This window comes from Agromyces sp. GL_144, from assembly GCF_057834305.1.
The window spans coordinates 1,156,006-1,182,471 of the sequence record NZ_CM174399.1 but is presented as its reverse complement, the minus strand read 5'-3'; the positions used below and the strand labels follow the sequence as shown (position 1 = coordinate 1,182,471).

At 71.9% G+C, this 26,466-nt stretch carries 20 protein-coding genes; 6 read left to right on the top strand and 14 right to left on the bottom strand.

What is annotated here, in order from left to right; genetic code table 11:
- Positions 1-110 precede the first annotated feature (110 nt).
- The 4 genes from AC3IPY_RS05295 (at position 111) to AC3IPY_RS05280 (ending at position 4,473) form a co-directional block, all read left to right on the top strand.
- Positions 111-1,499 carry a type III PLP-dependent enzyme domain-containing protein gene (locus AC3IPY_RS05295; RefSeq protein ID WP_489187173.1) on the top strand — a complete coding sequence of 463 codons (1,389 nt, stop codon included), beginning with the start codon at positions 111-113 and terminating at the stop codon, positions 1,497-1,499.
- Positions 1,499-3,226, top strand: coding sequence for an N-acyl-D-amino-acid deacylase family protein (locus AC3IPY_RS05290; RefSeq protein ID WP_489187171.1), 1,728 nt, complete (start codon positions 1,499-1,501; stop codon positions 3,224-3,226). The genes AC3IPY_RS05295 and AC3IPY_RS05290 overlap by 1 nt, the downstream gene beginning before the upstream one ends.
- A gap of 1 nt (position 3,227) precedes the next feature.
- Positions 3,228-3,959, top strand: coding sequence for an IclR family transcriptional regulator (locus AC3IPY_RS05285; RefSeq protein WP_489187169.1), 732 nt, complete (start codon positions 3,228-3,230; stop codon positions 3,957-3,959).
- A 130-nt stretch (positions 3,960-4,089) separates the two neighbouring features.
- The gene (locus AC3IPY_RS05280; RefSeq protein WP_489187167.1) at positions 4,090-4,473 is read left to right on the top strand and encodes a RidA family protein; all 384 of its coding nucleotides are present in this window, start codon (positions 4,090-4,092) and stop codon (positions 4,471-4,473) included.
- A gap of 186 nt (positions 4,474-4,659) precedes the next feature.
- On the opposite strand, the gene AC3IPY_RS05275 is transcribed toward AC3IPY_RS05280, so the two are convergent.
- Positions 4,660-5,715, bottom strand: a complete 1,056-nt coding sequence (locus tag AC3IPY_RS05275; protein WP_489187165.1) for an aspartate-semialdehyde dehydrogenase — start codon at positions 5,713-5,715, stop codon at positions 4,660-4,662.
- A 259-nt stretch (positions 5,716-5,974) separates the two neighbouring features.
- Complete coding sequence (locus AC3IPY_RS05270; protein WP_489187164.1) at positions 5,975-7,249, bottom strand: aspartate kinase; 1,275 nt, start codon at positions 7,247-7,249, stop codon at positions 5,975-5,977.
- Between the two features lie 147 nt (positions 7,250-7,396).
- Here AC3IPY_RS05270 and AC3IPY_RS05265 point away from each other — a divergent pair, with 147 nt between their 5' ends.
- Positions 7,397-7,897, top strand: a complete 501-nt coding sequence (locus tag AC3IPY_RS05265) for a hypothetical protein (protein ID WP_489187163.1) — start codon at positions 7,397-7,399, stop codon at positions 7,895-7,897.
- Between the two features lie 33 nt (positions 7,898-7,930).
- Here the strand turns inward: AC3IPY_RS05265 and AC3IPY_RS05260 are convergent, their stop codons facing one another.
- The 3 genes from AC3IPY_RS05260 to AC3IPY_RS05250 all read right to left on the bottom strand — a co-directional run bounded on the left by AC3IPY_RS05260 (position 7,931) and on the right by AC3IPY_RS05250 (position 11,716).
- The gene (locus tag AC3IPY_RS05260) at positions 7,931-8,293 is read right to left on the bottom strand and encodes a nuclear transport factor 2 family protein (protein ID WP_489187162.1); all 363 of its coding nucleotides are present in this window, start codon (positions 8,291-8,293) and stop codon (positions 7,931-7,933) included.
- Between the two features lie 114 nt (positions 8,294-8,407).
- Positions 8,408-9,004, bottom strand: coding sequence for a recombination mediator RecR (gene recR, locus AC3IPY_RS05255; protein ID WP_434070118.1), 597 nt, complete (start codon positions 9,002-9,004; stop codon positions 8,408-8,410).
- A 3-nt stretch (positions 9,005-9,007) separates the two neighbouring features.
- Positions 9,008-11,716 carry a DNA polymerase III subunit gamma and tau gene (locus AC3IPY_RS05250; protein ID WP_489187161.1) on the bottom strand — a complete coding sequence of 903 codons (2,709 nt, stop codon included), beginning with the start codon at positions 11,714-11,716 and terminating at the stop codon, positions 9,008-9,010.
- Positions 11,717-11,794: 78 nt separating this feature from the next.
- Between AC3IPY_RS05250 and AC3IPY_RS05245 the strand changes: the two genes are divergently transcribed.
- Positions 11,795-12,169 carry a TraR/DksA family transcriptional regulator gene (locus AC3IPY_RS05245; RefSeq protein WP_489187160.1) on the top strand — a complete coding sequence of 125 codons (375 nt, stop codon included), beginning with the start codon at positions 11,795-11,797 and terminating at the stop codon, positions 12,167-12,169.
- A 106-nt stretch (positions 12,170-12,275) separates the two neighbouring features.
- On the opposite strand, the gene AC3IPY_RS05240 is transcribed toward AC3IPY_RS05245, so the two are convergent.
- The 9 genes from AC3IPY_RS05240 to AC3IPY_RS05200 all read right to left on the bottom strand — a co-directional run bounded on the left by AC3IPY_RS05240 (position 12,276) and on the right by AC3IPY_RS05200 (position 26,336).
- On the bottom strand, positions 12,276-13,865 hold the full coding sequence (locus AC3IPY_RS05240; protein ID WP_489187159.1) for an MFS transporter: 1,590 nt from the start codon (positions 13,863-13,865) through the stop codon (positions 12,276-12,278).
- A complete protein-coding gene (locus tag AC3IPY_RS05235) occupies positions 13,862-14,482 on the bottom strand; it encodes a helix-turn-helix domain-containing protein (RefSeq protein ID WP_489187158.1) in 621 nt (206 codons plus the stop codon). The genes AC3IPY_RS05240 and AC3IPY_RS05235 overlap by 4 nt, the downstream gene beginning before the upstream one ends.
- Positions 14,483-14,641: 159 nt before the next feature.
- A complete protein-coding gene (locus AC3IPY_RS05230; protein ID WP_489187157.1) occupies positions 14,642-16,114 on the bottom strand; it encodes a phytoene desaturase family protein in 1,473 nt (490 codons plus the stop codon).
- Between the two features lie 7 nt (positions 16,115-16,121).
- Positions 16,122-17,207: an HTTM domain-containing protein gene (locus AC3IPY_RS05225; RefSeq protein WP_489187155.1), complete on the bottom strand. Its 1,086-nt coding sequence runs from the start codon at positions 17,205-17,207 to the stop codon at positions 16,122-16,124.
- Positions 17,204-17,962, bottom strand: a complete 759-nt coding sequence (locus AC3IPY_RS05220; protein WP_489187154.1) for a DUF5819 family protein — start codon at positions 17,960-17,962, stop codon at positions 17,204-17,206. Before AC3IPY_RS05220 ends, AC3IPY_RS05225 begins: the two co-directional genes overlap by 4 nt.
- Before the next feature lie 85 nt (positions 17,963-18,047).
- Positions 18,048-21,887 (bottom strand): choice-of-anchor G family protein, encoded by a 3,840-nt coding sequence (locus AC3IPY_RS05215; RefSeq protein WP_489187153.1) that lies wholly within the window; start codon positions 21,885-21,887, stop codon positions 18,048-18,050.
- 343 nt (positions 21,888-22,230) lie between these two features.
- Positions 22,231-23,427 carry an acetate/propionate family kinase gene (locus AC3IPY_RS05210; RefSeq protein WP_489187152.1) on the bottom strand — a complete coding sequence of 399 codons (1,197 nt, stop codon included), beginning with the start codon at positions 23,425-23,427 and terminating at the stop codon, positions 22,231-22,233.
- Positions 23,424-25,589, bottom strand: coding sequence for a phosphate acetyltransferase (pta, locus tag AC3IPY_RS05205; RefSeq protein WP_489187151.1), 2,166 nt, complete (start codon positions 25,587-25,589; stop codon positions 23,424-23,426). The genes AC3IPY_RS05210 and pta overlap by 4 nt, the downstream gene beginning before the upstream one ends.
- Positions 25,590-25,598: 9 nt before the next feature.
- On the bottom strand, positions 25,599-26,336 hold the full coding sequence (locus tag AC3IPY_RS05200) for a hypothetical protein (RefSeq protein WP_489187150.1): 738 nt from the start codon (positions 26,334-26,336) through the stop codon (positions 25,599-25,601).
- Positions 26,337-26,466 lie beyond the last annotated feature (130 nt).

Genomic DNA, 26,466 nt, shown 5'->3' with positions numbered 1-26,466 from the left:
GAACGGTGTGCAGATACGGCGCAAGCCGGTTGCAACATATGCAACACTCGCGATGACGAGGGATCGCCGCGAAGACGATGCGAAGACGACGAGAACCTGAGGAGCAGCGGATGCCACGCCGAATCGCCGACCTCGCCGACGAGGTGCTGTCGGGCGCCGACACCGGCCTGCCGGCGCGCGCCGACGGCCTCACCGTCGCGGAGTTCCTGGCGACGAAGCCGCGACTCGACGAGTTCTGGACGCCACTGACCGTACTCGACGCGGGGGCCCTGCACCGCAACGCCGAGACGATCCAGGCGTGGGCGATCTCGCACGGCCTCGAACTCATGCCGCACGGCAAGACGACCATGTCGCCCGCGCTCTGGCAGCTGCAGCTCGACGCCGGAGCGACGGGCATCACCCTCGCGACCCCCGGCCAGGTGCGCACGGCGCGCACCTTCGGCGTCGGGTCGATCATGCTCGCGAACGCGCTCGTCGCGCCCGCCGCTCTCGCCTGGATCGCGGGTGAACTCGCCGATCCCGACCTCGCGTTCTGCTGCTGGGCCGACTCGGTCCAGACCGTGGAGGCGATGGAGCGAGGGCTCGCCGACGCCTCGGCCGAAGCCGAAGCCGGCGCCGGGGCCGCCGCGCTCCCCCGCCCGATCGACGTGCTCGTCGAGCTCGGCGCACCCGGCGGGCGCACGGGCGCCCGCTCGCTCGATGCCGCGCTCGAGCTCGCGCGTCGCGTCGCCGACTCCCCCGTGCTGCGCCTCGCGGGCGTCTCCGGCTACGAGGGCAGCCTCGGCCATGATCGCTCGCCCGTCGCGCTCGCGGCCGTGCGCGACTACCTGGGCGACCTCGTCGAGCTCCGTGAGACCGTGCTCGACCTCGGGCTCGCGGCATCCGACGGCTTCATCGTCACGGCGGGCGGCAGCGCCTACCTCGACCTCGTCGCCGACGTCTTCGGTCCGACGATCGAGGCGGATGCCGCAGCAGGGGGCGGCACGCGCTGGATCCTCCGCTCGGGGGCGTCGCTGCTGCACGACCAGGGCTTCTACCGCGGCATCTCGCCGCTCGACGCGGGCCGGTTCGGCACCGCAGAGGCGACCCCCGACGCGCATGACGACCCCGCCCGCCGCCCGCTCGTGCCCGCGATGCGCGGCTACGCGCGCGTCGTCTCGCACCCCGAACCGGGCCTCGCGCTGCTCGACGGCGGCAAGCGCGACTTCCCGTACGACGAGGGGCTGCCGGTGCCGCTCGGGGTCTCGACGAGGCTCGGCGCGATGGCGGCCGGCGAGTCCGAGCGGTCGCTCGCCGCGGCATCCGTCACCGCCCTGAACGACCAGCACGCGTTCCTGCGCGCCGATGCGCCCGCCACCGCGCTGCCCGTCGCGGTCGGCGACGTCGTGTCGCTCGGCCTCTCGCACCCGTGCACCGCGTTCGACAAGCGACGCTGGCTGCCCGTCGTCGAGCACGCCGGCAGCGATCTCGTCGTCGACCTCGTGCGGACGTTCTTCTGATGGGTGAGACGAGGGCCGGCACGACGGGCGACGCGCTGGGCGGCGCGACGGGCGACACGCTGCGCATCATCCGCGACGTCGTGCCGATCGACGGCGACAGTGCGGCAGGCGGCAGCCCAGCCGGCGGTCGCCCCGCAGGCGCCGAGCATGCCGACCCCGTCGACGTCGTGCTCCGCGGCGAGCGCATCGCGCGCCTCGAACCGCGCGGCACGACTCCCGACGCCGATGCCGCCCACGTGATCGACGGCGCCGGTCGCCTGCTGCTGCCCGGATTCGTCGACGCGCACGCGCACGCCGACGGCCGCATCTTCGACCCCGAGGTGCAGCTCGCGCTCCTCCGTCAGGGCGTGACCACGGTCATCGGCGGGCAGGACGGCGTCTCGTACGCGCCCGGCGACGGCGCCTACGCGAGCGAGTACTTCGCCGCGATCAACGGACCGCATCCGGGCTACGACGGCCGAGGCATCCGCTCGCTGCTGGCCTCGTACGACGGCACGACGCCGCTGAACCAGGGCGTGCTCGTGCCCGCGGGAACGCTGCGCGACCTCGTCTGCGGGCGATCGACGGATGCCGCGGGGCCGGCCGAGCGCGACGCGATGCTCGCCCTCGTGGCCGTCGGCCTCGCCGAGGGCGCGCTCGGACTCTCGACGGGGCTCGACTACGTGCCGGGCGTCTTCGCCACGACCGAGGAGCTCGCGCGCCTCGCCGAGCCCGTCGCCGCCGCGGGCGGCGTCTACGTGTCGCACATGCGCGGCGGCTACGAGGCGAACTCCGCCGCGGGCATCGCCGAGATCCAGGCCATCGCGACCGGTTCCGGCGTCGCCGTGCACGTGTCGCACTTCCACGCGGAACCGCCCATCGTGCACGAGCTCATGGGCCGGCTCGAGGCATCCGGAATCGACGCCACGTTCGACGCGTACCCGTACACGCGCGGCTGCTCGATCCTCGCGATGCCGGTGCTGCCCGCCTGGCTCACGGTGCGCCCGACGGCCGAGGTGCTCGCCGTCATCGCCGACCCGGCCGAGCGCCGGCGCCTGCTCGACGAGTGGTTCCCGACGATCGTCGACTACCCGAGCCTCGGCCCCGACTGGCCCGAGATGCTCACGCTCGCGCACATCGCCGCGCCCGAGTTCGCCTGGGCGCACGGTCTCCCGATCGGCGCCGCCGCCGCCCGCGCGGGCACGAGCCCCGCCGAGTTCGCCCTCGACGTGCTCGCCGCCTCACGCCTCGAGGTCAACGTCGTGATGGCCGTGCGGTACGCGCGCGGCCACGCCGACCTCGCCGCGATCCTGTCGCATCCGCGGGCTCTCGGGGGTTCGGACGGCATCTTCATCGGGGCGCATCCGCACCCCAGGGCACGCGGTTCGTTCGCACGCTACCTGCGCATGCTCGTCGTCTCGCGCGGGGCCATGGGGTGGGCGGATGCCGCGGGCCTGGTCTCGACTCGGGCCGTCGACCGGTTCGGACTCGGCGACCGCGGGCGGGTGCGTACCGGCGCCATCGCCGACCTCGTGCTCGTCGACCCCTCCCGCGTCGCCGACCGCGCGACCTACGACGACCCGCTCGCCCTCGCCGAGGGCATCGACGACGTGCTCGTCGCCGGCGTGCCAGTGCTCGAGGGCGGCCGACTCACCGCGGCGACGCCGGGTCGCGGCATCCGTCGCTCGCCCACCGTCGGTCGACCGGCGAAGCACATCGAGACCCCGATCACGGCAGGAGGGGCCTGAGATGTCGCAGTCCGTCACCCGCGCCGCACGCATCATCGAGGCGATCGCGGCCGACCCGCGCACCGTCGCCGAGCTCGCCGAGCAGTTCTCGTTGCACCGCTCGACGATGTTCCGCGAACTGCAGGCGCTCGAGGAGGTCGGCTGGGTGCGCCGCCGCAGCACCGGCCGCTACAGCCTCGGAACCCGGCTCGCCGCCCTCTCGAAGGAGGCGCTCGACTCCCTCGACCTGCGCGAGGCCGGCGCGGAGCACGTGCGCCGCCTGCAGCGCCGCACCGGCAACACCGTGCACCTGGCCGCCCTCATGGATCGCTCGATCGTCTACGTCGACAAGGCCGAAGACGAGTCGGGCGTGCGCATGTACTCGCGCATCGGCAAGTCCGTGATCCCGTACTGCTCCGCCGTCGGCAAGGCGATCCTCGCGAACCTCGACGAGCCGCGACGCGACGCCCTGCTCGACGGCGTCACGTGGGAGCGCTTCACCGACCTCACCATCACCACGCGCGAACGCCTCGACGACGAGCTCGTGCGCGTGCGCGCCCGCGGCTGGGCCACCGACGACCGCGAGTTCGAGCCGTACGTCAACTGCCTCGCCGTGCCCATCGACAGCCCGCTCGGCGTCGTCGGCGCGATCTCGGTCACCGCCGTGCGCGTGGTCGCCGACCTCGACCGGCTGAAGTCGTTCCTGCCCGCGGTGCGCGAGGCCTCGGCCGCGATCTCGGCCGAGATCGCGTGACGCCCTCGCTCGCCGGCCCGCCGGCCGGCTCCGACTCGCCGACCCGCTGACCTGCCGACCTGCCGACCCGCCGACCGCCGACCTGTCCGATCCGAATCACCGCACCACCGAAACCCCCACTGGAGGAACCATGTCCAAGACCGCCGTCACCCTCTCGAACGCGCCCAAGCCCGCCGGCCCCTACAGCCACGGCGTCGTCGCGAACGGCTTCCTGTACACGGCCGGCTTCGGCCCGCAGGACCCGGCGACCGGCCTCGTCGTCGAGGGCGGCGCGGCCGAGCAGACCCGTCAGGTGCTGCGCAACATCGGCGCCGTGCTCGCCGAGTACGACCTGACGTTCGACGACGTCGTGAAGGTCACCGCGCACCTCGAGGACCTCGCCGACTTCGCCGAGTACAACGTGGCGTACGCCGAGTTCTTCACCGAGCCGTACCCCGTGCGCACCACGGTCGGCTCGCGCCTCGCGAACATCCTCGTCGAGATCGACGTGGTCGCGGCGATCCCGCAGGGCTGAGCCGCACACGCCACGAGCGAGCGGATGCCGCGGGGCATGTCTGCCAGATTCGGAGATTCTGCGACGCGCCGGCATGACCGCAGCGAATCCACGGCGTGACGCCAGAAATCCGAATCCGGCAGACATGAACAGATGCCCCGTGGCCGATGATCGGCCACGGGGCATCCGCTGTGCTGAACGAGGCTGCTACACCGCCGCCGGCAGCTTCGCCGCGATGAGCTCGGCGATCTGCACGGCGTTCAGGGCCGCGCCCTTGCGCAGGTTGTCGTTCGAGACGAAGAGCACGAGGCCCTTGCCGTCGGCGGCCGACTGGTCTTGACGGATGCGGCCGACGTAGCTCGGGTCGGTGCCGGCCGCCTGCAGCGGCGTGGGCACGTCGCTGAGGGCGACGCCGGGGGCGTCGGAGAGCAGCTCGGTCGCACGCTCGGGCGTGATCGGGTTCGCGAACTCGGCGTGGATCGACAGCGAGTGGCCCGTGAAGACCGGCACGCGCACGCAGGTGCCCGCGACGCGGAGGCCCGGCAGCTCGAGGATCTTGCGGCTCTCGTTGCGGAGCTTCTTCTCTTCGTCGGTCTCGAGGTCGCCGTCGTCGACGATCGAGCCGGCGAGCGGGATCACGTCGAACGCGATCGTGCGCGGGAACTTCGACGCCTCGGGGAACTCGACGGCGCGGCCGTCGTGCACCAGCTGGATCGCGTCTTGCGCGACCGCGGCGCGCGCCTGCTCGAGCAGCTCTTCGCCGCCGGCGAGACCCGCGCCCGACACGGCCTGGTACGTCGAGATCATGAGGCGCTCGAGGCCGGCCTCGTCGTGCAGCACCTTGAGCACCGGCATGGCCGCCATCGTGGTGCAGTTCGGGTTGGCGATGATGCCCTTGACGGCCTCGTCGATGGCGTGCGGGTTGACCTCGCTCACGACGAGCGGGACCTCGGGGTCCATGCGCCAGCCGCTGGAGTTGTCGACGACCGTGACGCCCGCCGCGGCGAAGCGCGGGGCCTGCGCCTTCGAGAGCGTCGCACCGGCGGAGAAGATCGCGATGTCGAGGCCCGTCGGGTCGGCCGTCGAGGCGTCTTCGACGACGATCTGCTCGCCCTTGAACGGCAGCGTCGTGCCGGCCGAGCGCGCCGAGGCGAAGTAGCGGATCGAGGCGACCGGGAAGTCGCGCTCCTCGAGCAGTCGGCGCACGACCGCGCCGACCTGACCGGTGGCGCCGACGACGCCGATGTTCACTCCCTGTGCCATGCGTGATTCCCATCTCTGCGGGCCGCGGCTCGCGCCGTGCCCGTACGTCCGGCGGATGCCGTCATTCCAGTGTGCAGGACAACGGCGCCGGATCAGGACGGAATCCGAGGAACCGTCCTGTTCTGGCAGCTTTCTCCTGATTTGCGGCAGGGAGCGGATGTCGCGACATCCGCTCTCGCGATCGGTGAGACGGATGCCGCGGCATCCGCTCGCCCGCTCGGTTGCGTTCGTTCAGCCGAGGCGGCCCAGCGGCCCGCGCTCAGCGGCCGGTGCCGCCATGCACGACCGCGTCGACGTCGGAGTCGAGCTCGAACGCCGTGTGCACCGCGCGTGCGGCGTCGGCGACGCTGTCGGCGCGGGTGACGACCGAGATGCGGATCTCGCTCGTGGAGATCATCTCGATGTTGATGCCGGCCTCGTAGAGCGCCTCGAAGAGCTTCGCCGAGACGCCGGACGCACTGCGCATGGCGTTGCCGACGAGCGAGAGCTTGCCGATCTGGTCGTCGTACTGCAGCGACTCGAAGCCGATCGAGTCCTTCGCGTTGGCGAGGGCGGTGAGCGCCCGCTCGCCGTCGGCCTTGGGCAGCGTGAACGAGATGTCGGTGCGCCCCGTGGTGGCCGCCGACACGTTCTGCACGATGACGTCGACGTTGGCGTTGGTGTTCGCGACGATCTTGAAGATCTTCGCGGCGACGCCCGGCTTGTCGGGCACGCCGACGACGGTGATCTTCGCTTCGGACAGATCGACCGCGACTCCGGCGATGACGGACTCTTCCACAGCTGCTCCTTCGGGAAGACGCGAGGGGTCGTAGACGATCGTCCCCTCGTTGTTGTTGAACGAGGACCGCACGTGCAGCGTCACGCCGTGGCGGCGCGCGTACTCGACGGCTCGGATGTGCAGGACCTTGGCCCCGGATGCCGCGAGCTCGAGCATCTCTTCGCTCGTCACGCGGTCGAGCTTCTGCGCGCGCTTGACCATGCGCGGGTCGGAGGTGAACACGCCGTCGACGTCGGTGTAGATCTCGCAGACGTCGGCGTTCAGCGCCGCGGCGAGCGCGACGGCGGTCGTGTCGCTGCCGCCGCGACCGAGGGTCGTGATGTCGCGCGACTCGCGGCTGAAGCCCTGGAAGCCGGCGACGATGACGATCGCGCCGTCGTCGAGCGCCTCGCGCAGGCGCACCGGAGTGACGTCGACGATGCGGGCGGCGCCGTGCGTGGCGTCGGTGATCATTCCGGCCTGGCTGCCCGTGAACGAGCGCGCGTCGTGTCCCATGCTCTTGATCGCCATCGCGAGCAGCGCCATCGAGATGCGCTCGCCCGCGGAGAGCAGCATGTCGAGTTCGCGCGGCGCCTGGATGGGCGTGACGTCGTTCGCGAGATCGAGCAGTTCGTCGGTGGTGTCGCCCATCGCGGAGACGGCCACGACGACGTCGTTGCCCGCCTTGCGGGTCTCGACGATGCGCTTGGCGACTCGCTTGATGCTCTCCGCGTCGGCGACGGAGGACCCGCCGAACTTCTGCACGATCAAGCTCACGTGGTCTCCAAGGGGGTAGGAATTGGCGCCGGAATGCACCTCGGAACGCCGGAACCCCCATCATACGGCGGCGCGTATACGGCGCACGCAATGTGACGGCGGCGCATCCGAGGCCCATCGGCGGCCCGACGGCGCTAGAGTGCGGGCATGCCAGAGGCGCTGGATCAGTGGTCCGAGTTCAACGTGGCGATGCTCGGGGCGACCGCCGCCCTCGCGGGTCTGCTCATCGTCGCGATGTCGGTCAACATCGAGACGATCATGAAGTCCGGCACGCTCCCCGCGCGTGCGGCCGCATCGATCGCGACGCTCGTGCTCGCGATCACGGCGACGGCGCTCGGGCTCGCCCCGGGCCAGCCTGCCTGGGCGTACGGGCTGGAACTCCTCGTCGCGTCGGCGGTCGTGGCCGGGTTCGCGGTGCACGCGGTGCGCACGGTCTTCGCCGACGAGGTGCACAACGCGACGACCGGCGAACGCCTGGCGAAGTCCGGGGCCGCCCTGCTGCCCCCGCTCGTGTACCTCGCCGGCGCGATCGTGCTGCTCCTCGGCGGCGTGACCACCGGGCTGTGGCTGCTCGCGATCGGAGCGATCGTCGCGATCGCCTCGTCGATCCTGCTCGCCTGGGTCGTGCTCGTCGAGGTGCTGCGCTGACGGCTTCCGGCCGCCCCGCCGGCTCGGCCGCGATCAGCCCTTGTGCTCCCTCGGCATGTACCACTCGGTGAACTCGGTCGCGCGGCCGTCGTCGGCCAGCCGGATGATCCAGAGGTTCAGGTAGTCCTTTCGCGCCGGGTAGACGGTTCGCCCTTGCACGATGACGAGGTCGTCGTGCTCGTGCAGGATGCTCCAGTCGAACGCCCACGTGCCGGGCTCGTCGAGGTCTTCGATCCATCCGTCGACGATCGCCTCATGCCCCACGCGCGGTGGCGAGTCGGGGCTCGTGCGATAGATCGCGAGCTCGGTGAAGAGGTTCGCGATCTCGCCGGGGTCGTTGCTCTGCCAGGCCGAGACGTACCCGGCGACCCACTCGGCACCTCGACTGACGGCCATGCGTCAAGTCCACTCGCCTCGCCCCCGCGCGTCAACCCTGCGCGGCCACTCGTCATGCGGTGCGGCTCGCTGAAGCGCGACGACGATCAGCAGACAGCGATCAGCCGGCCGCGATCAGCCGACGACGCGGCGCCCCTCGAACGCACGGCCGAGGGTGACCTCGTCGGCGTACTCGAGGTCGCCGCCGACGGGGAGGCCCGAGGCGAGCCGGGTGACCCGGATCTCGAGGGTCGTGAGCAGCCGGCTGAGGTAGGTGGCCGTGGCCTCGCCCTCGAGGTTGGGGTCGGTCGCGATGATGACCTCGGTGACGGTGCCGTCGGCGAGACGCTGCATGAGCTGGCGGATGCGCAGCTCGTCTGGGCCGATGCCGTCGATCGGGCTGATCGCTCCGCCGAGCACGTGGTAGAGCCCGCGGAACTCGCGGGTGCGCTCGATGGCGACGACGTCTTTGGCCTCTTCGACGACGCAGATGAGTGCCGGGTCGCGGCGCGGGTCGCGACAGATGCCGCACGTCTGCTGCTCGGAGACGTTGCCGCAGATCTCGCAGAAGCGCACCTTCGTGCGCACCTCGGAGAGGATCTCGGCGAGCCGGCTCACGTCGAACTGCTCGGTCTGCACGATGTGGAACGCGATGCGCTGCGCCGACTTCGGCCCGATGCCGGGGAGCCGGCCGAGTTCGTCGATGAGTTCTTGGACGATGCCCTCGTACATGCGCTAGCCCCGCTCACCGAAGCCGGGACGCGCGGGCGCCTCGACCTCTTCGAGGAACGTGGCGCCGAGCACCTCGCGCACCACGGCCTCGCCGTAGCGCTGGATGCCGCCGTGCACGGAGTTCGCCGCCGGCTTGGTGCGGCGCTGCGGGTCGGCGACGGTCTTGGCCGCAGACGCCTGCGCGCCGCTCGTCACGGCGCCGCCTGCGACAGCGGGAGCCGACGACGGGGCCGAGGGCGCCGGGGCGGACCCGGGCTCGTCGGCCGGGGCGACCCGGTCGAAGTCGGGATCGAACGGCGCCTCGTCGTCGAGCGGCGGGGCGTCGAGATCATCGGGCACGGTGGCGACCGAGCGGGCCGCAGGCGCATCGACGATGGCCTGCGCCACCGGGTCGGCCTGCTGCGGCCGATCGGTCGACGCCGCGACCGGCGCCTCGGCCTCGCGCACCGCCGTGAGCACGGCCGTCGCCGACCCGGCGGAGGCCTCGGACGCGGGCTCGTCGCGCGGGATCGCGACCGTCGCCCACGAGTCGACCGGGCCGGTCGAGGCGGAGGCGGCCGGCGCCGACGGCGCCGAACCCGAAGCCGCACGACCCGACTGCGACGCGGCCGATGCCGAACCCGAAGGGGCGCGACCCGACTGCGATGCACCCGACTGCGCGGGCGTCGCGCCGGCGGATGCCGAACCCGACCCGGGCTGCGGAGAGCCCGCTGCCGAGCCGGACGGTGCCGAGCCTGCGACCGACGGCTGCTCGGCAGCCGGCGTGCCGGTGACCGACGGCGGAGTCGACGAAGGAGCCGACGAAGGAGCCGACGAGCCGGCCGCCGAGGTCGGCGCAGGAGCCTGCGGCGAGGACCCCGGAGGCTCGGACGCCGGCGCCTGCTGCGCCTGGCCCCCCTGCCCGCCGATGACCCGTGGAAGGAACTTGACCTGCACGCCCAGCACCTCGGCGATGGCCGCGCGCAGGAGCTCGGCCGGGCTCTGGGCGCCGACGCTGCCCTTGAGGTCGTTCACGTCGTTCTGGCTCGGGAATCCGAGGACGAGCACGTCGTCGTCGGAGCGGTACTCGATGACCTGCGCGGTGAGCGCGGCCATCCAGGCGGTGCGCCTGACGCGCTTCAGCGAGGCGAGCACCTCGGGCCAGGCGTCGCGCATCTGCTGCAGGGAGACCGGGCCGACGGGGCGCGCCGGAGCGGGAGCCGCGAGGGTCGCGGGGGCAGCGTCGTCGGCCGACGCGGGGGCCGAGGAGGAGGAGGAGGAGGAGGAGGAGGAGGCCGCAGACGCGGAGGCCGCAGACGCCGCAGACGCGGAGGAGGCGCCGCCGGGAGCCGAGGCCTCGGACGCGAGCACCCGAGCCGCCTCGGTGACGTCGACGCGCGAGGGCTCGGAGTTCGGCCGGTCGGCCGCAGCCGGGGTCGCCGAGGCGGACACCGGCGCGGGCGCGGGCGCGGCAGTCGGCACGGAGGCCGCCGGCGCCGGCGCCACCCGAGCGGGCGCGCGCTCGGTCGCGGGCGGGCCGCCGCCACCAACGGAACCCGGGGCATCGATCACGCCGACGCGGCGCTCGAGCCGCTCGACGCGGGCGAGTGCCCCGCGCTGGGTGTCGTCGGCCGCGGGCACGAGCACGCGCGCGAGCATGAGCTCGAGATGCAGGCGCGGCGAGGTGGCGCCGCTCATCTCGGTGAGGGTCTGGTTGACGAGGTCGGCCACGCGGGAGAGCTCGGCCGTGCCGAAGGCGGCGGCCTGCGTGGCCATGCGGGCGAGCTCGTCGGCGGGAACGCCGCGCAGCACGGCGGCGGCCGCCTCGGGCGAGGAGGCCGCGACGACGATGAGGTCGCGCAGCCGCTCGAGCAGGTCTTCGACGAAACGGCGGGGGTCTTGCCCCGTCTGCACCACCCGGTCGGCGGCCGCGAACGCGCCGGCGGCGTCGCCGCGCCCGACGGCGTCGACGACCTCGTCGAGCAGGGCGCCGTGGGTGTAGCCGAGCAGCGCGACCGCGCGCTCGTAGTCGATGCTCGTGCCCTCTGAGCCCGCGATGAGCTGGTCGAGCAGCGAGAGCGTGTCACGCGGCGAACCGCCGCCGGCGCGCACCACGAGCGGCAGCACGCCGGGCGCCACCTCGACGCCCTCCTCGGTGCAGAGCTGCTGCACGTACTCGAGCATGGGCCCCGGCGGCACGAGCCGGAACGGGTAGTGGTGCGTGCGCGAGCGGATGGTGCCGAGCACCTTGTCGGGCTCGGTCGTCGCGAAGATGAACTTGACGTGCTCGGGCGGCTCTTCGACGAGCTTGAGCAGCGCGTTGAACCCCTGCGGGGTGACCATGTGCGCCTCGTCGAGGATGAAGATCTTGTAGCGGTCGCGAGCCGGGGCGAAGATCGCGCGCTCACGCAGGTCGCGCGCGTCGTCGACGCCGTTGTGGCTCGCGGCGTCGATCTCGACCACGTCGAGCGAGCCGCCGCCGCCGCGGGCGAGCTCGACGCAGCTCGCGCACACCCCGCACGGGACATCGGTCGCGCCCTCGGCGCAGTTCAGGCAGCGGGCGAGGATGCGCGCCGACGTCGTCTTGCCGCAGCCGCGCGGGCCGCTGAACAGGTAGGCATGGTTGACGCGATCGGTGCGCAGCGCCGTCATGAGCGGATCGGTCACCTGCGACTGTCCGATCATCTCGGCGAACGTCTCGGGCCGGTAACGGCGATACAGGGCGGTGACCACGGGCTCCATGTTAGTTGCCGCGTCCGACACTGGAACCGGCGGCCCCTGGCGTAGCATGCGGTGACCGAAGGGGGACGCATGACGGCGACGACGATGACACCGGCACAGCTCACGAGGTTCGAGGCCAGGCTGCGTGCCGAGCGCGCCGACGCCGAGCAGCGCCTCGCCGAGTTCGACGATGCGATGACCGAGGTGCGCATCGCGCGAACGGACGCCACGGCCGACGACGAGCACGACCCCGAGGGCCCGACCATGACGCAGGAGTGGTCGCAGCGCAGCGCCGTGCTCGTCGACGTTCGCGCCGAACTCGCCGACATCGACCACGCGCTCGCCCGCATCGCCGACGGCAGCTACGGCAACTGCTCGAACTGCGGCAACCGCATCACGGTCGCCCGCCTCGACGCACGCCCCACCGCGGAGCTCTGCATCGACTGCGCACGCCACGTGCGCTGAGTCCGGCCTCTCGATCCGAAGCCAGCGGATGCCGCGACATCCGCGGTCCTGAACGGCGACGCCGCGACATCCGCGGGTCTCGAAGGGCGGATGCCACGACCCGGCCTCAGTCCGCAGCCGGCACCGTCGGCCGCCCCGACGCCTTCGAGAGCCCGCCGAACGCCCGCACGAACAGCGGCGTCGAGCCGAGCACCAGGTAGAGGCATCCGGCCGCGACGAGGGTGGGAGTGAGGCCCAGGTGCTCGACCGCGAGCCCGCCGAGCAGTGCGCCGAGCGGCATCGACGCCGCCACGCCGGCGGTCATCGCCCCGAAGACGCGCGCGCGCATGCCGTCGGGCACCTCCTGGTACATGGCGGTGGCGATCATCGGGTTCAGCATGCCGGCGGCCAGCCCCGAGCCGACGAGCACCACGAGCAGCACGGGCAGCGGCGCACCGAGTGCCATCGTGAGGTACGGCGGACCGCCCGCGAGCATGAAGCAGACCGCGAACATCGCGCGGCCCGACCAACGGTGCCCGATCCAGCCGAACACCGCGGATCCCGTGAGCGCTCCCCCGGCGAAGCACGCGATCATGCCGCCGAGCAGCGCCGGCTCGCCGAGCACCTCGGTCGCGTACACGGGCTTCAGCACGGTCATGCCGGCCGCGTCGATCGCGTTCGTCAGCGTCACGAGCAGCACCACGGCGAGCAGCAGCGGCGAGCGCACCAGGAAGCGGATGCCGGCGACGAATCCCCCGGCGGATGTCTCGTGCCCGGCGGATGTCTCGTGCCCGGCGGATGTCTCGTGCCCGGCGGATGTCTCGTGCCCGGCGCCCGACGCGGCCCCGGGCAGGGTCTCGTGCCCGTTCTCGGTCTCGCGCTCGGACTGGTGCTCGTGCTCGCGCTCGTGTTCGCGTGCCGCCCGCGCGGCCGCCCGCGGCACGAAGGCGAACACGAGCAGCGCGGAGACGAGGAAGCCGGCCGCGTCGAACAGCAGCGCCGGCATCGGCCCGGCGAGGGCGACCGCGGCTCCGGCGATGCCCGCGCCGATCATCGTGGCGGTGCGCTGCACGGTCGACTGCACGCCCGCCGCGCGCGCCAGCGGCATGCGCGCGAGCGCGGCGAGGTCGGGCACGAGCACGGTCTTCGCCGTGTCGCCGGGCGGGTCGAGCAGCCCGCCGAGGAACACGAGCGCGAGCAGCACGCCGAAGTGCAGGCCGACCGTCGCCGCGAGCACCGGGATCGCGACGACCGTGAGCCCGCTCGCGAGGTCGGCGACGATGCTCGACACGCGGTAGCCGAACCGGTCGACGAGCACGCCGCCGAAGGCCCCGCCGAGCACGAGCGGCACGGTCGCGAACACGCCCGCGACACCCGCGGCGAGCGGCGACCCGGTCTGCTGCAGCGCGATGATCGGGATCGCGATGAGCGCGATCGCGTTGCCCGAGAGCGAGAAGAACTGCGCCGTGAACAGCGCGAGGATCGGCAGGCGCCGGCGCGGGGCGCCCTGCGCCGTCGGCGTCCCGGTCGGCGTGTCCTGTTCCGTCGACGGACGGGTCAGGGCGTCCGCGGCACCGGGCGACGGCGGCGCGGCGACGGAAGTCGGGGTCGCGGCATCCGTCACCCTCGAGGCATCCGTCACGCTCGAGGCATCCGTCACGCTCGAGGCATCCGTCACCGCCGTCGCCTGCGAGCCGGCCGCCGGTCGCGTGCTCATCGCTCGGGCCTCGGGAACACATGCGTGATCCAGCGCACCAGGCGTGTGTCGGGCCCGGGCTCGCGCCCGCGACCGAGGGCCCACCACTTGTCGTGGACGGCGGCGAGCTCGGCCGAGAGCTCGCGCATCTCGTCGATCGTGAGGTGGCCGCCCGCGTCGCTCGAGTCGGATGCGGCGACCCATTCGGGCTCGAGCGAGAGCTCGGCGTCGAGCGCGTCGAGCAGCTCGCGGTGGTAAGACTCGAGCACGGTGCGCCGCATCGCCTCGGCCGCCTCGCGCCGCTCGGGGTCGCCCAGGTAGTCCTCGGCGTGCATCACGGTCATCTCGTGCGCGGACTTCCACCAGCGCTCGCGGCCGTCTCGCTCGCGCTCGGGGGCGGGCACCACGAAGCCGTGCTTGGCGAGCGTGCTCACGTGGTAGCTCACGGAGCCGGATGCCGCGCCCGTCGCCTGCACGAGCATGCCGACCGAGTGCGGACCGCCGGTGCGCAGCACGCCCAGGATGCGCAGCCGCAGCGGATGCGCGAGCGCCCGCATCGAGCCCGCATCGTGGAGGTCGATGCGCGTCTCGTCGCGCTCGCCTCGGCGTTCGGGTCGGGGGTCCGCTGATTCGGTCATGGGCCCAGCGTACTTCTGCAAGGCTTCTTGCACAACATCTCTTGCAGATCAGAGGCAGTCGTTTCCGCGACGGTTTCCGCGCTGGAGGATGCTCGCCGAGGTGCCTCCACCCCGGAACGCCTCGCAGGAGCGCGCCCGGCTGGGCCCGAGCCCCGGCCCTCAGGCCACGCGCGTGCGCGGAGCGAGCAGCGCCTCGTCGAACTCCACGCCGAACCGGTCGCGCAGCAGAGTGCGGGCCGCCTGGTGCCCCGCCATCCCGTGCACGCCGGGCCCCGGCACGGTCGCGGCCGAGCAGAGGTAGACGCCCGGCGCTGGAGTGCGCCACGGATGCCGCCCCACGACCGGGCGCGCGAGCAGCCCCCTGATCGACGGCATCCCACCGCCGATGTCGCCGCCGACGAGCGTCGCATCGGCCGCCTCCAACGCGGCGGCCGGCGTCGCCCGCCCGGCGAGGATCGTGTCGCGGAATCCGGGAGCGTACCGCTCGAGGTGCGCGGTGACCATCGGCTCGGCGTCGACCGTGGACCCGTGGGGCACATGCGCATACGCCCAGAGCACGTGGCGTCCGGCGGGCGCGCGCGTCGGGTCGAATCGGCTCGGCTGCGAGACCAGCACGTACGGATGCCTCGCCACCCCGCCCGCGGACACGGTGGCCTCGGCCACGCGCACGTCGGCGGCCGTGCCGCCCAGGTGCACGGTGCCGGCGTCGGCCAGCCGCGCATCCGCCCACGGAACCGGCTCGCTCAACACGTAGTCGACCTTGCAGAGGCCGTTGCCCGGGCGCCCGTGGTCGGCGACGTACCGGTCGAGCGCCCGGAGCGCGCGATCGGGCAGCAGCGCCTCGGCCACGAGATCGGGAAGCGCCGCGAGCGGCACGTCGAGCACGACGGCGTCGACGTCGCCGAGCTCGGCGACGGATGCCACGCGCCGACCGGTCTCGATGCGTCCGCCGTGCGCGAGCAGCTCCGCGACGAGCGCGTCGACGATGGCCTGCGAACCGCCGATCGGAATCGGCCAGCCGTCGCCGTGCGCGAGCGCCGCGAGCACGAGGCCGGTCGCCGCCGAGGGGATCGACGGCTGCGGCCCGCTCGCATGCGCCGCGACGCCGGCGAGCAGCGCGGATGCCGCCTGGCCGGTGAACGCCGAGCGCGCGAGCATCGTGCCGTGCCGGAGCGCCGTGACGCCGAGCCGGGCCATGACGAGCGGATGCCGCGGCGGCAGCACCGGCCGCAGCACGGTGTCGAGCAGCTCGTCGCGCGCCTCGACGAGCGGACGGAGCATCCGGCCCCATCGTGCGCCGTCGGCGCCGAGCCCCTCGGCGGTGCGCTCGAGCGACCGCCACGCGAGCGCCGCACCGCCGGGCATCGCCTGCGCGTACGAGAGCTCGGGCGTCGAGAACGAGACCCGCCTGGCCAGGCCGAACGCGCGGAAGAACGGCGACGCGATCGCCATCGGGTGCACGGCCGACCCCCAGTCGTGCCGTGCGCCCGACTCGAGCGCCTCGATCGTGCGCGCCCCGCCGCCGATCGTCTGCTCGGCCTCGTAGACGACCACGTCGATGCCGGCGACCGCGAGCGTGACGGCCGCGGCGAGCCCGTTCGGCCCGCTGCCGACCACCGCGACCGACGGCATGCGCTGCTCAGGCTTCTGCGGCCGTGGCCGCGCCGGCGGCAGCGGATGCGCCCGCGACGGCACCCGCGGGAGCCGCCGCAGTCCCCTCGGTCGCGACATCCGCTCGGGGTGATGCAGCGGAGCGCAGGGCCGCCCACACCCGGCGCGCCCAGGCGAACGCACGCTCCCACGAGGCATCCCGCACGAAGACGAGATCGAGCGCGATCATCGCCATAGAGAACGGCCACAGCCCGAGGAACAGTCCGATGCCGAAGTGCATCGCCATGATGAACGCGAGTGCCGCATACCGCGTCGGTCGCCAGAGCAGCATCACGGGGAACAGCAGCTGCACCCAGATCGAGAGCCAGGAGCCGACGACGACGAACGGCGACACCTGCCAGGCCAGGTCGCTGAGCCCCGGGAAGACCCGGAACACGTCGAGGTTGAGCGCGTAGTACAGGGCGCTGCCCTCGACCCACTCGGCGCCCATCAGCTTGAAGACGCCCGAGTTCACGTAGATGAGCATGATCTGGTAGGCGCAGAGCACCACGACCGTGTTGTGCAGCACCGGACTCAGCCACGCGGGGATGCGGCTCGTGATCACCCGTGGATAGACGGATGCCACGCCACGGCGCCTTCGGATCCATGCGTCGACCGACCAGTGCCTGGACAGCTCCGCGAACACGCAGAACGTCAGGGTGATCCGCATCACGAGGTCGCCGCCGTTCGTCAGGAACACGCTGTTCGTCGAGAGGCCCACCCAGAAGACGAGCAGGACGGGCGTCACGATGCGCGTCGCGAATCCGGCGGTGAACAGCAGCGCCAGGGCGATGAGGATGCCGTAGTTCAGGTCGAAGACGAACGGGTCGTCCTTCGGGAAGACGATGCGGAACAGCTCGGGATACCCGCGGCGGTCGACCGCCGGATCGACCCAGGTCGAGGCGAGGCCCCAGAGGTAGTGCCGGTCGGCGGCGCTCACGAGGAGGAACCAGAGCATCGCGGCGCCGTAGAGGATCCGCAGCGCCGACATGCTGTACGTCGCACGCTCGGTGCCGGTCATCCACTCGGTCGCCCGGTCGAACAGCCGACCCGGCTTCAGTTCGGTCGCGTTCATGCCCGGCCCCCGTATCGTGCGATGACATCCTCGAAGACGGCGATCGTCGCCGGCGGCACCCGGTCGTCGGCCTGCCGCCATCCGAATCGCACCTGCGTGGGCTCGTGCTGCTGCTGCGTCGAGAACCGTTCTTCGTAGTCGTTCGGCCGCTCCCGGGTGATCTCCCACCGGATGCGCTCGATGTCGTGGTCGAAGTACGCCGTCGCGAACAACGTCGCGTACTCCTTGACCATGTAGTCGTATCGCAGCAGGTCGACCACGGTGCCACGGCTCGAACCGAGTTCGGTGAGCTGGTCGATCAGCTCGTCGGACGGCTTCGCACGGTACCCGCCGTCGTGACGTTCGATGAACGTGTCCTGCACGACCGCGCGCTGGTCGTCGTCGAGCTTGCGGAACCGGCTGAGGTAGGAGCTCAGGGTGTTCCACGACTGCTTCTGGATGCGCGACGGCAGCGGGTTGCCGGGAACCGCGCCGAACTCGACCTCGGTGATGCTGACCCAGTCGCTCTTCACGAGACTGCCGTCGTCGGCCCGCCACTGCGCTTGGACGCGCAACTCGGGGTTGGAGCGCATGATGTTCGGCGCGAAGACGTTCCACTTCTGGGAGAAGTACGGACTCGCCGCCTTCGTCACCCCCGACAGTGCCGTCTTCACCGGATTCGGTGGGGAGACGAACAGGAGCGTGAGTGCGACGTACGCTCCCACGACGACGAACGCGACGATCGTCGCGACCTTCTTGATCCGGATACTGCGCAAGAGGATCCTCATTCTTCGCTGGTGCGGGCGATGGTGAGAAGGGGTGCGGCCGCGTCAAGCGCGACGCGGCCGCACCCGCAGTGGATCAGTTCTCGATCCGCCTCCTTCGTGCGATGAGGAACGTCGCTCCGAGCATCAGCAGCACCGCGCCGGCCGGGGCCAGCCAGAGCTGGTCGAAGCCGGTCGACGGAAGCGTGCTTCCGCCGCCCGAGGACGACGTGACCGGTGCCGGTGACGGTGCCGTGGCCGGCGTCGTCACGGTGAACGCGGTGTCCTCCCGCTCGGTGGGCAGCTCACCCGATTCCGAGCCGACCAGGTCGACCCGGTGGTCGCCGAGCTCGAAGGCCGCGTCGATCGGGAACGTCCACGTGACGTTGCCCGAGTCGTCGGCCACCGCCGGAGCGAGGTTGAACGGCGTCGAGTGAACCGTGCCGGTCACGGTCTCACCGGGCTGGAACCCGGTGCCGTAGACCTCCTGCACGACCCCGGTCGCCCGCACGATCGAACGGTACTTGACCGTCGCCTGCGCTTCGTCCACGGGCTCACCGGCGTCGGTGTCGGCGTCGGCATCGGCATCGGCCGCTGCGTCGGCGTCCGTGTCGGCCGCGGCGTCGGCGTCAGCCGCGACGTCGGCGTCCGTGTCGGCGTCAGCCGCGGCGTCGGCGTCCGTGTCGGCGTCAGCCGCGGCGTCGGCGTCGGCGTCGGCGTCAGCTGCGGCGTCGGCATCGACGGTACCCAGATCGGCGTCTGCGTCAGCATCCGCGTCGACGTCGGCTGCGGCGTCGGTGTCTGCGTCCGCATCCACGTCAGCTGCGGCATCCGTGTCGGCATCGGCATCGGCATCGACATCTGCAGCCGCGTCGGTGTCGGCGTCAACGTCCACATCTGCAGCGGCATCCGTGTCAGCATCAGCGTCCACGTCAGCAGCGGCGTCGGTGTCAGCATCGGCGTCGACATCTGCAGCCGCGTCGGTGTCGGCGTCAACGTCCACATCTGCAGCGGCATCCGTGTCAGCATCAGCGTCCACATCAGCAGCGGCATCCGTGTCAGCATCGGCATCGACATCTGCAGCCGCGTCGGTGTCAGCATCGGCGTCCACATCTGCAGCGGCATCCGTGTCAGCATCAGCGTCCACATCAGCAGCGGCATCCGTGTCAGCATCCGCATCCACATCTGCAGCGGCATCCGTGTCAGCATCAGCGTCCACATCCACGTCAGCTGCGGCATCCGTGTCCGCATCAGCGTCCACATCTGCAGCGGCATCCGTGTCAGCATCAGCGTCCACGTCGGCTGCGGCGTCGGTGTCAGCATCGGCGTCCACATCTGCAGCGGCATCCGTGTCAGCATCCGCATCCACATCTGCAGCGGCATCCGCGTCCGCATCCGCATCCACATCTGCAGCGGCATCCGTGTCCGCATCCGCGTCCACATCCACGTCAGCTGCGGCATCCGTGTCAGCATCCACGTCAGCTGCGGCATCCGTGTCAGCATCCGCATCCACATCAGCTGCGGCATCCGTGTCCGCATCCGCATCCACATCCACATCAGCTGCGGCATCGGTGTCAGCATCCGCGTCCACGTCGGCAGCCGCGTCCGTGTCAGCATCAGCGTCCGCGTCCACATCGGCATCCGCGTCCACGTCAGCTGCGGCGTCCGTGTCCGCATCCGCGTCCACATCTGCAGCGGCATCCGTGTCCACGTCCACGTCCACATCCACGTCAGCTGCGGCATCCGTGTCCGCATCCGCGTCCACATCTGCGTCAACGTCTGCAGCGGCATCCGTGTCCACGTCCACGTCCACATCCACGTCAGCAGCGACATCCGTATCGGCGTCGGCGTCCACATCGGCGTCCGCGTCCACATCGGCGTCCGCGTCCACATCGGCATCCGCATCGACGTCAGCCGCGGCATCCGCGGCATCGGTGTCGGCGTCGGCATCCGTGTCGACATCGACCGCGACATCCGTGTCGGCATCGACGGCGACATCGAGCACCTCGACCGTGTCGGTCGCGGTGGCGGGGCCCTGCGTGGCGGTGACGGTGACGGTGCCCGGGTCGGTTCCCTCGGGAACCGTCCAGGTCGTCGAGATGGTGCCGTCGTCGCCGACCGTCGTGGTCGCCGTGCCGATCTCCGTTCCGCCGGCGTCGGTGAACACGAGCGTCACGTCGCCGCCGTCGGGGTTCCAGCCGTCGCCCTCGATGGTGATGTCGTCACCGGGCTCGACCGAGTCCTCGACGATGTCGACCGTGGCCACGGCCTCAGCCGCGATCACCGACGACGAGGCGAGATCGAGCTTCACGACGTTCGAGTTCGCGACGTTCGGCAGGAGCGTGACCGCGAGAGCGCGCACCGTGAACGATCCGGGCCCGAGATCACCGCCGGAGGCGTTGATCGGCGCCGCGGTGGGCTGCTCGTTGATGACGATCGTCACGATGTTCGCGAGCAGTCCGTCGAGCGCGGGCTCGAGCAGGCCGAGCACCTCGCCGATGACCACGTCGAGCGATGCCGTGATGGCCGGCCCGCTCGCCGTCAGCACATCCGACACCGGACCGAGCACGCCGGCGAGGATCGTCGGCGCGACCGTGTCGACGACGAGGTCGAGCACCGAGCCCAGCAGGACGTTGATGTCGACGCCGACGCAGGCTCCGAGCACGATCGCCCCGAGGCAGCTCGGCGCGCCGGGCAGCAGGGTGAGACCCGAGGTGTCGACCTCGGCCGTGCCTGCGGCGAACTCGGCGAGCGTGCCGTCGATGACGATCGGCGCGTTGATCAGCGGGATCCCGCCGAGCGCCGGGAGGGCGACGGCGCTGAGCTCGATGTCGACCGTGAGTCCGGTCGACTGGAGCGCGGTGTCGATGCCGGCCGTGAGGTTGCCCACGACCTTTCCGAGCGCGTTCGTCACGCCCGCGGTGATCGCCGAGATGGTCTCGGTGGTCAGCACGGAGGTGTTCGGGGCGAGCCCGTTCAGGTTCGGCCCTCCCGGGTTCACGAGCGCCGCGAGGTCGACCGAGATGGTGCCGGCGACGAGGTCGATCGTGACCGCACCGTCGTCGCTCACCAGGATCGCGCCGGGCCCGCCGAGCAGATCGTCGACCACCCCTTCGAGATCGGGTGGCGTGACCGCCACGGTCGCGTTGCCGAGGCTGACGGATGCCACGCCCAGCAGGTTCACGTCGCTGATCGCGTCGACGACCGACTGGATCGCACCGCCGGGTCCGACGAGCGCATTGAGGTCGGAGGTGAGATCGCCGGTCGCCGCGGTGAGCACCCCGCGCAACGATTCGGCGAGTTCGCCGACTGCGGGGCTCGAGACCTGCAACTTCAGGTCGGTCACCCGGTAGTCGGAGGTCGGATCGCTGAACGCCTCGTCGACCGCACGGGTCGCGAGTGCGCCGACCTCGAGGGAGACCTCGTCGACGAGCTGGTCGGTCACCGCGGCGACGCCGAGCTGGTCGAGCAGGTCGGTGAGGTTGACGGTGGCGTTGCCGTGGTCTGCCGGGTCCGCGTCTTCGCTGACGGCGATCGTGCCGTCGTCGGCGATGAGGCCGGTCGCGGCCACTGCCTCGTTCTCTGACGGCGATGAGGCATAACTGCTCACCGCTCCGACCTCGCCGAGGTCGAGCAGGCCCGGGCCGGTGCCATCGGTGACCAGCGGCACCTGCAGGAGCCCGTCGCCGATGAGGTCGAGTTCGAGCCCGAGCGCGTCGAGCACGGACGCGTTGAACGGGTCGGTGTCGAGCGGCGGACCGCCCGGGTCCGACGCGTACGCGAACGCGAGGTCCGCGGCGTCGAAGTCGAGCAGGTCGGCACCGACGAATTGCCCCAGTGCTTCGGATGGATCTCCGGTCGCGGCGTTCGCGGTCGTCACCGACCCGAACGCGAAGAGCGCCGCTGCGCCGGTGGCCGCGACCCCCCTCAGTGCCAATGATCGTCTTCGCATGCTGTGTTTCCCCCGAAATCGCGTCTGACCGTCCTGACGGACAGCGGTGTCCATGTACTTCAGGACGGTAGTGAGGGGTGACCGCCCTGCCCGAGGGCGATCGCCCGCACGCCGGAGCGTTCACATCGCGATTCACATCGACGCCGTTCGAGGTGCGTGAAGGTCCCCCCCGAACGGGGGGTCGCGTCGATCGACCCCGAGCGATCCCCGATCGGCGCCCGAGTGCCGGATCGGTGACACCGGATGCGCACTCTGGCGCCCGATCGGGCGTGCGAGGACGGCCGCCGGATCGGGCGCGCCGGAGCGGGGCGCCGAGCCCCGCGCCGCGCTACGCCCCGACGACCTCGAGGGTCTGGCGGGCGATCTCGAGCTCCTCGTTCGTGGGCACGACGAGCACGGCCGTGCGCGAGGCATCGGTCGAGATGCGCCGCGCACCCTGCTCGCGCGACGCGTTTCGTTCGTCGTCGAGCTCGACGCCGAACCATTCGAGCCCCTCGAGCGCGGCGGTGCGCACGGTCGCGGAGTTCTCGCCGACGCCCGCGGTGAACACGATCGCGTCGACGCGGCCGAGCTGGGCGGCGTAGGCGCCGACGTACGAGCGGATGCGGTGCGCGTACACGTCGAAGGCGATGACGGATGCCTCGTCGCCGGCCGCGCGGGCCGCCTCGAGGTCGCGCATGTCGGCGTGCCCGCTGAGGCCGAGGATGCCGCTCTGCGAGTTGAGCAGGCGGTCGGTGGCCTCGGCGTCGAGCCCGGCACGGCGCTGGAGGTGCAGCAGCACGGCGGGGTCGATGTCGCCGGAGCGCGTGCCCATGACGAGCCCCTCGAGCGGGGTCATGCCCATGCTGGTGTCTACCGAACGCCCCTCGGCCACCGCGCAGGCGGAGGCCCCGTTGCCGAGGTGCAGCACGATGAGGCGCAGGTTCTCGACCGGCTGCCCGAGGAACTCGGCCGCCGCACGCGAGACGAACCGGTGCGACGTGCCGTGGAACCCGTAGCGGCGCACCCGGTGCTTCTCGGCGAGCCCGCGGTCGATCGCGTAGGTGTAGGCCGCGGGCGGCATGGTCTGGTGGAACGCGGTGTCGAACACGGCGATGTGCGGCACGCCGGGGAACGCCCGCTCGGCCGCACGGATGCCCGCGAGGTTCGCCGGGTTGTGCAGCGGCGCGAGCACCGAGAGCTCGTCGATGTTGATCTTCACGAGGTCGGTGATGACGGTCGGCTCGAAGAAGCGCGCGCCGCCCTGCACCACGCGATGCCCGACCGCGACCGGGGCATGCGCCTCGAGCGACGGTCCGTGCGCGGCGAACGCCTCGAGCATGACCGCGAAGGCGGCCTCGTGGTCGGGCACGTCGACGTCCACATCCCAGGAGGAGTCGGCCCCCTCGTCGCGGTGCCGCGCGTGCCCCTCACCCCGCCCGATGCGCTCGATGAGTCCGCTCGCGAGGGTCTCGGAGCGCTCGACCTCGATGAGCTGATACTTCAGCGACGAGGAACCCGAGTTGACGACGAGGACGACGCTCACGAGGCATCCGCCGCCTGGATCGCCGTGATGGCCACGGTGTTCACGATGTCTTGGACGAGCGCGCCCCTCGAGAGGTCGTTGACGGGCTTGTTGAGCCCCTGCAGCACGGGGCCGATGGCCACGGCGCCGGCGGAGCGCTGCACCGCCTTGTAGGTGTTGTTGCCCGTGTTGAGGTCGGGGAAGATGAAGACGGTCGCCCGCCCCGCCACATCGGACTCGGGCAGCTTGGTGCGCGCGACCGCGGCGTCGGCGGCCGCGTCGTACTGGATGGGCCCCTCGACCGCGAGCTCCGGCGCCCGCTCGCGCACGAGGGCCGTGGCCCGGCGCACCTTGTCGACGTCGGCGCCCGTGCCCGACTCGCCAGTGGAGTACGAGAGCATCGCCACGCGCGGCTCGATGCCGAACTGCGCCGCGGTGAGCGCCGACGAGATGGCGATGTCGGCGAGCTGCTCGGCCGTGGGGTCGGGAACGACGGCGCAGTCGCCGTAGACGAGCACGCGATCGGCGAGCGCCATGAGGAACACGCTCGAGACGACGTCGACGCCGGGCTTGGTCTTCACGATCTCGAAGGACGGGCGGATGGTGTGCGCGGTCGTGTGCATCGCGCCCGAGACCATGCCGTCGGCGAGGCCGAGCTCGACCATCATCGTGCCGAAGTACGAGACGTCCTGCACGGTGTCGCGCGCCTGCTCGAGGGTGACGCCCTTGTGCGCGCGGCGGCGCTGGTACTCCTCGGCGAAGCGCGTGACGTAGACGTAGTCGTGGTTGGAGAGCACGGTCGCCCGCGAGATGTCGAGGCCGAGGCCGATCGCGCGCGAGCGCACCTCGATCTCTTCGCCGAGGATCGTGAGGTCGGCGACGTCGCGCGCGAGCAGCGTGGCCGCGGCGCGGAGCACCCGGTCGTCGTAGCCCTCTGGCAGTACGATGTGCTTTCGCGCGCTGCGGGCGCGCTCGAGCAGGCCGTACTCGAACATGAGCGGCGTGACGACCTCTGGCGTGGCGACGTCGAGCAGGTCGAGCAGCGCCTGGCCGTCGACGTGCTTCTCGAAGAGCGAGAGGGCCGTGTCGCGCTTGCGCTGGGACTCGGCCGCGAGCCGCCCGCGGGTCTGCGTGACGGCGACCGCGGTGTCGTAGCTGCCGAGGTCGGTGCGGATGATCGGCAGGCCCGCGCGGAGGCCCTCGACGAGCCGCTCGACCTGCTCGGTGAGCGGGAAGCCGCCCACGAGCACGATGCCCGAGATCGACGGGAACGTGGCCGACGCGTGCGCGGTGAGCACGCCGATGAGCACCTCGCTGCGGTCGGCCGGCACGAGCACGACCGAGCCCTCGATGAGGCGGGTCAGCACGTTCTCCATGGACATCGCCGCGATGACGACGCCGAGCGCCTCGCGGTCGAGCAGGTCGGGGTCGCCCGCGTAGAGCTCGCCGTCGACGGCCTGCATGATCGAGCGCATCGACGGTGCGACGAGCACCTGGTCTTCTGGGATGGCCCACACGCCGACGGATGCCGCGCCGCGGTCGTCGTGGCCGACGGCCTCATGTGCCGGCACACGTCGCATGACGGGCCGAACGGCGTCGACGATCTCGTCGAGCCGGTCGGCGTCGGCGCGGTTGACGACGACGCCGAGCAGGCTCGCATGCTCGCGCGCGAGCTCGTCGACGGCGAGGTCGGCCAGCTGCGCCACCTCGTCTGGCGTGCGCGCCTCGGCGTGGCCGATGTGCTCGGAGCGGGGGCGCCCGCCGCCGACGCGACCGCCGAGCACGAGCAGCACGGGGGCGCCGAGGTTCGCGGCGATGCGCGCGTTGTAGGCGAGCTCGGTCGGGCTGCCGACGTCGGTGAAGTCGGAGCCGATGATGACGACGGCGTCGCAGCGCTCTTCGACCGCCTTGAAGCGCCGCACGATCTCGGCGAGCGCCTCGTCGGGGTTCGCGTGCACGGCGTCGTAGTCGACCCCGATCGCCTCTTCGTAGGCGAGCGGCACGACGGCCTCGTGCGCGAGGAGCAGGTCGAGCACGTAGTCGCGCTCGTCGGTCGACCTCGCGATGGGGCGGAACACGCCGACCCGGCTCGTGCGCCTCGTGAGCGTGTCGAGCGCGCCGAGCGCGACCGTGGACTTGCCGGTGTTGCCCTCGGCAGAGCAGATGTAGATGCGGTGCGCCACGCGTCCAGCCTATTGGGCGGGCAGCGCGTGGCGACTGGGAATCCCCCGCCGATCATCCGCCCGCGGCGCCGTCATGACCCGGTGCTGGGTCGCCCAGGAGACCGCGGCGAGCCAGAGCAGCGCGGCCGTCGTGGCGATGAGCTCCAGCCAGCCGCCGAGCCCGGTGGCGACGCCCGCGAGCGAGAGGATGCCGCCCGCGGCCGAGGTCGCGACGACGAGCAGGAGGCTCGGCGCGGCGAGCATCGCGTACGCCCGCCCGAGCCGGAGCGTCTGGATGATCGCGACGCCGGCGAACGCGAAGCCGAGCACGGCGGCGGCGGTGTGCACGAGGTCCTGCGGCGCGGCACCCGGCGTGAGCGGGATCGGGCAGCCGCTGCTGCACGGCACGGCGGCGCCGATCGCGAACATCCCGCTCGCGGCCAGGAGGCTCGTGCTCACCGCCCACGCGCCGAACAGGCCTCGCCCGCTGCGAAGGCCCCAGAGCCCGGCGGCCGCGGCCGCTCCGCCGAGCGCGACCATGCCGAGCGAGACGTTGAAGGCGAGCGCGGTGATCTCCCCCGCCGCGCCCAGCCCGCTCACGTACGTGTTGCCCGGGAACACGATGCGCGCGGCCCACATCATGCCGAGGGCGAGCAGCACCAGCCACGTGCCGGCGAGACGGAGGGCGGTCGCCGCCGGGTGGCGAAGCCAGGCCGAGGCCGACGGCGAGACGGCGGGAAGGAGGGGAAGCGCGGTGGATCTGTTCACTGTCTCCACGCTACGAACGGGCTCGGCGGCGCACATCGGCTGCGGGTGCCCACCACGTCGTACCGGGGTCTGAACCACGGATGCCGCGGCATCCGTCGTGCGGATGACACGGCGATGCCGGCGCACCTCC

Coding starts and splice junctions, on each gene's coding strand:
- AC3IPY_RS05295 (WP_489187173.1), top strand. CDS start 111: ATGCCACGCCGAATCGCCGACCTCGCCGACGAGGTGCTGTCGGGCGCC.
- AC3IPY_RS05290 (WP_489187171.1), top strand. CDS start 1,499: ATGGGTGAGACGAGGGCCGGCACGACGGGCGACGCGCTGGGCGGCGCG.
- AC3IPY_RS05285 (WP_489187169.1), top strand. CDS start 3,228: ATGTCGCAGTCCGTCACCCGCGCCGCACGCATCATCGAGGCGATCGCG.
- AC3IPY_RS05280 (WP_489187167.1), top strand. CDS start 4,090: ATGTCCAAGACCGCCGTCACCCTCTCGAACGCGCCCAAGCCCGCCGGC.
- AC3IPY_RS05275 (WP_489187165.1), bottom strand. CDS start 5,715: ATGGCACAGGGAGTGAACATCGGCGTCGTCGGCGCCACCGGTCAGGTC.
- AC3IPY_RS05265 (WP_489187163.1), top strand. CDS start 7,397: ATGCCAGAGGCGCTGGATCAGTGGTCCGAGTTCAACGTGGCGATGCTC.
- AC3IPY_RS05260 (WP_489187162.1), bottom strand. CDS start 8,293: ATGGCCGTCAGTCGAGGTGCCGAGTGGGTCGCCGGGTACGTCTCGGCC.
- recR (WP_434070118.1), bottom strand. CDS start 9,004: ATGTACGAGGGCATCGTCCAAGAACTCATCGACGAACTCGGCCGGCTC.
- AC3IPY_RS05245 (WP_489187160.1), top strand. CDS start 11,795: ATGACGGCGACGACGATGACACCGGCACAGCTCACGAGGTTCGAGGCC.
- AC3IPY_RS05240 (WP_489187159.1), bottom strand. CDS start 13,865: ATGAGCACGCGACCGGCGGCCGGCTCGCAGGCGACGGCGGTGACGGAT.
- AC3IPY_RS05235 (WP_489187158.1), bottom strand. CDS start 14,482: ATGACCGAATCAGCGGACCCCCGACCCGAACGCCGAGGCGAGCGCGAC.
- AC3IPY_RS05230 (WP_489187157.1), bottom strand. CDS start 16,114: ATGCCGTCGGTCGCGGTGGTCGGCAGCGGGCCGAACGGGCTCGCCGCG.
- AC3IPY_RS05225 (WP_489187155.1), bottom strand. CDS start 17,207: ATGAACGCGACCGAACTGAAGCCGGGTCGGCTGTTCGACCGGGCGACC.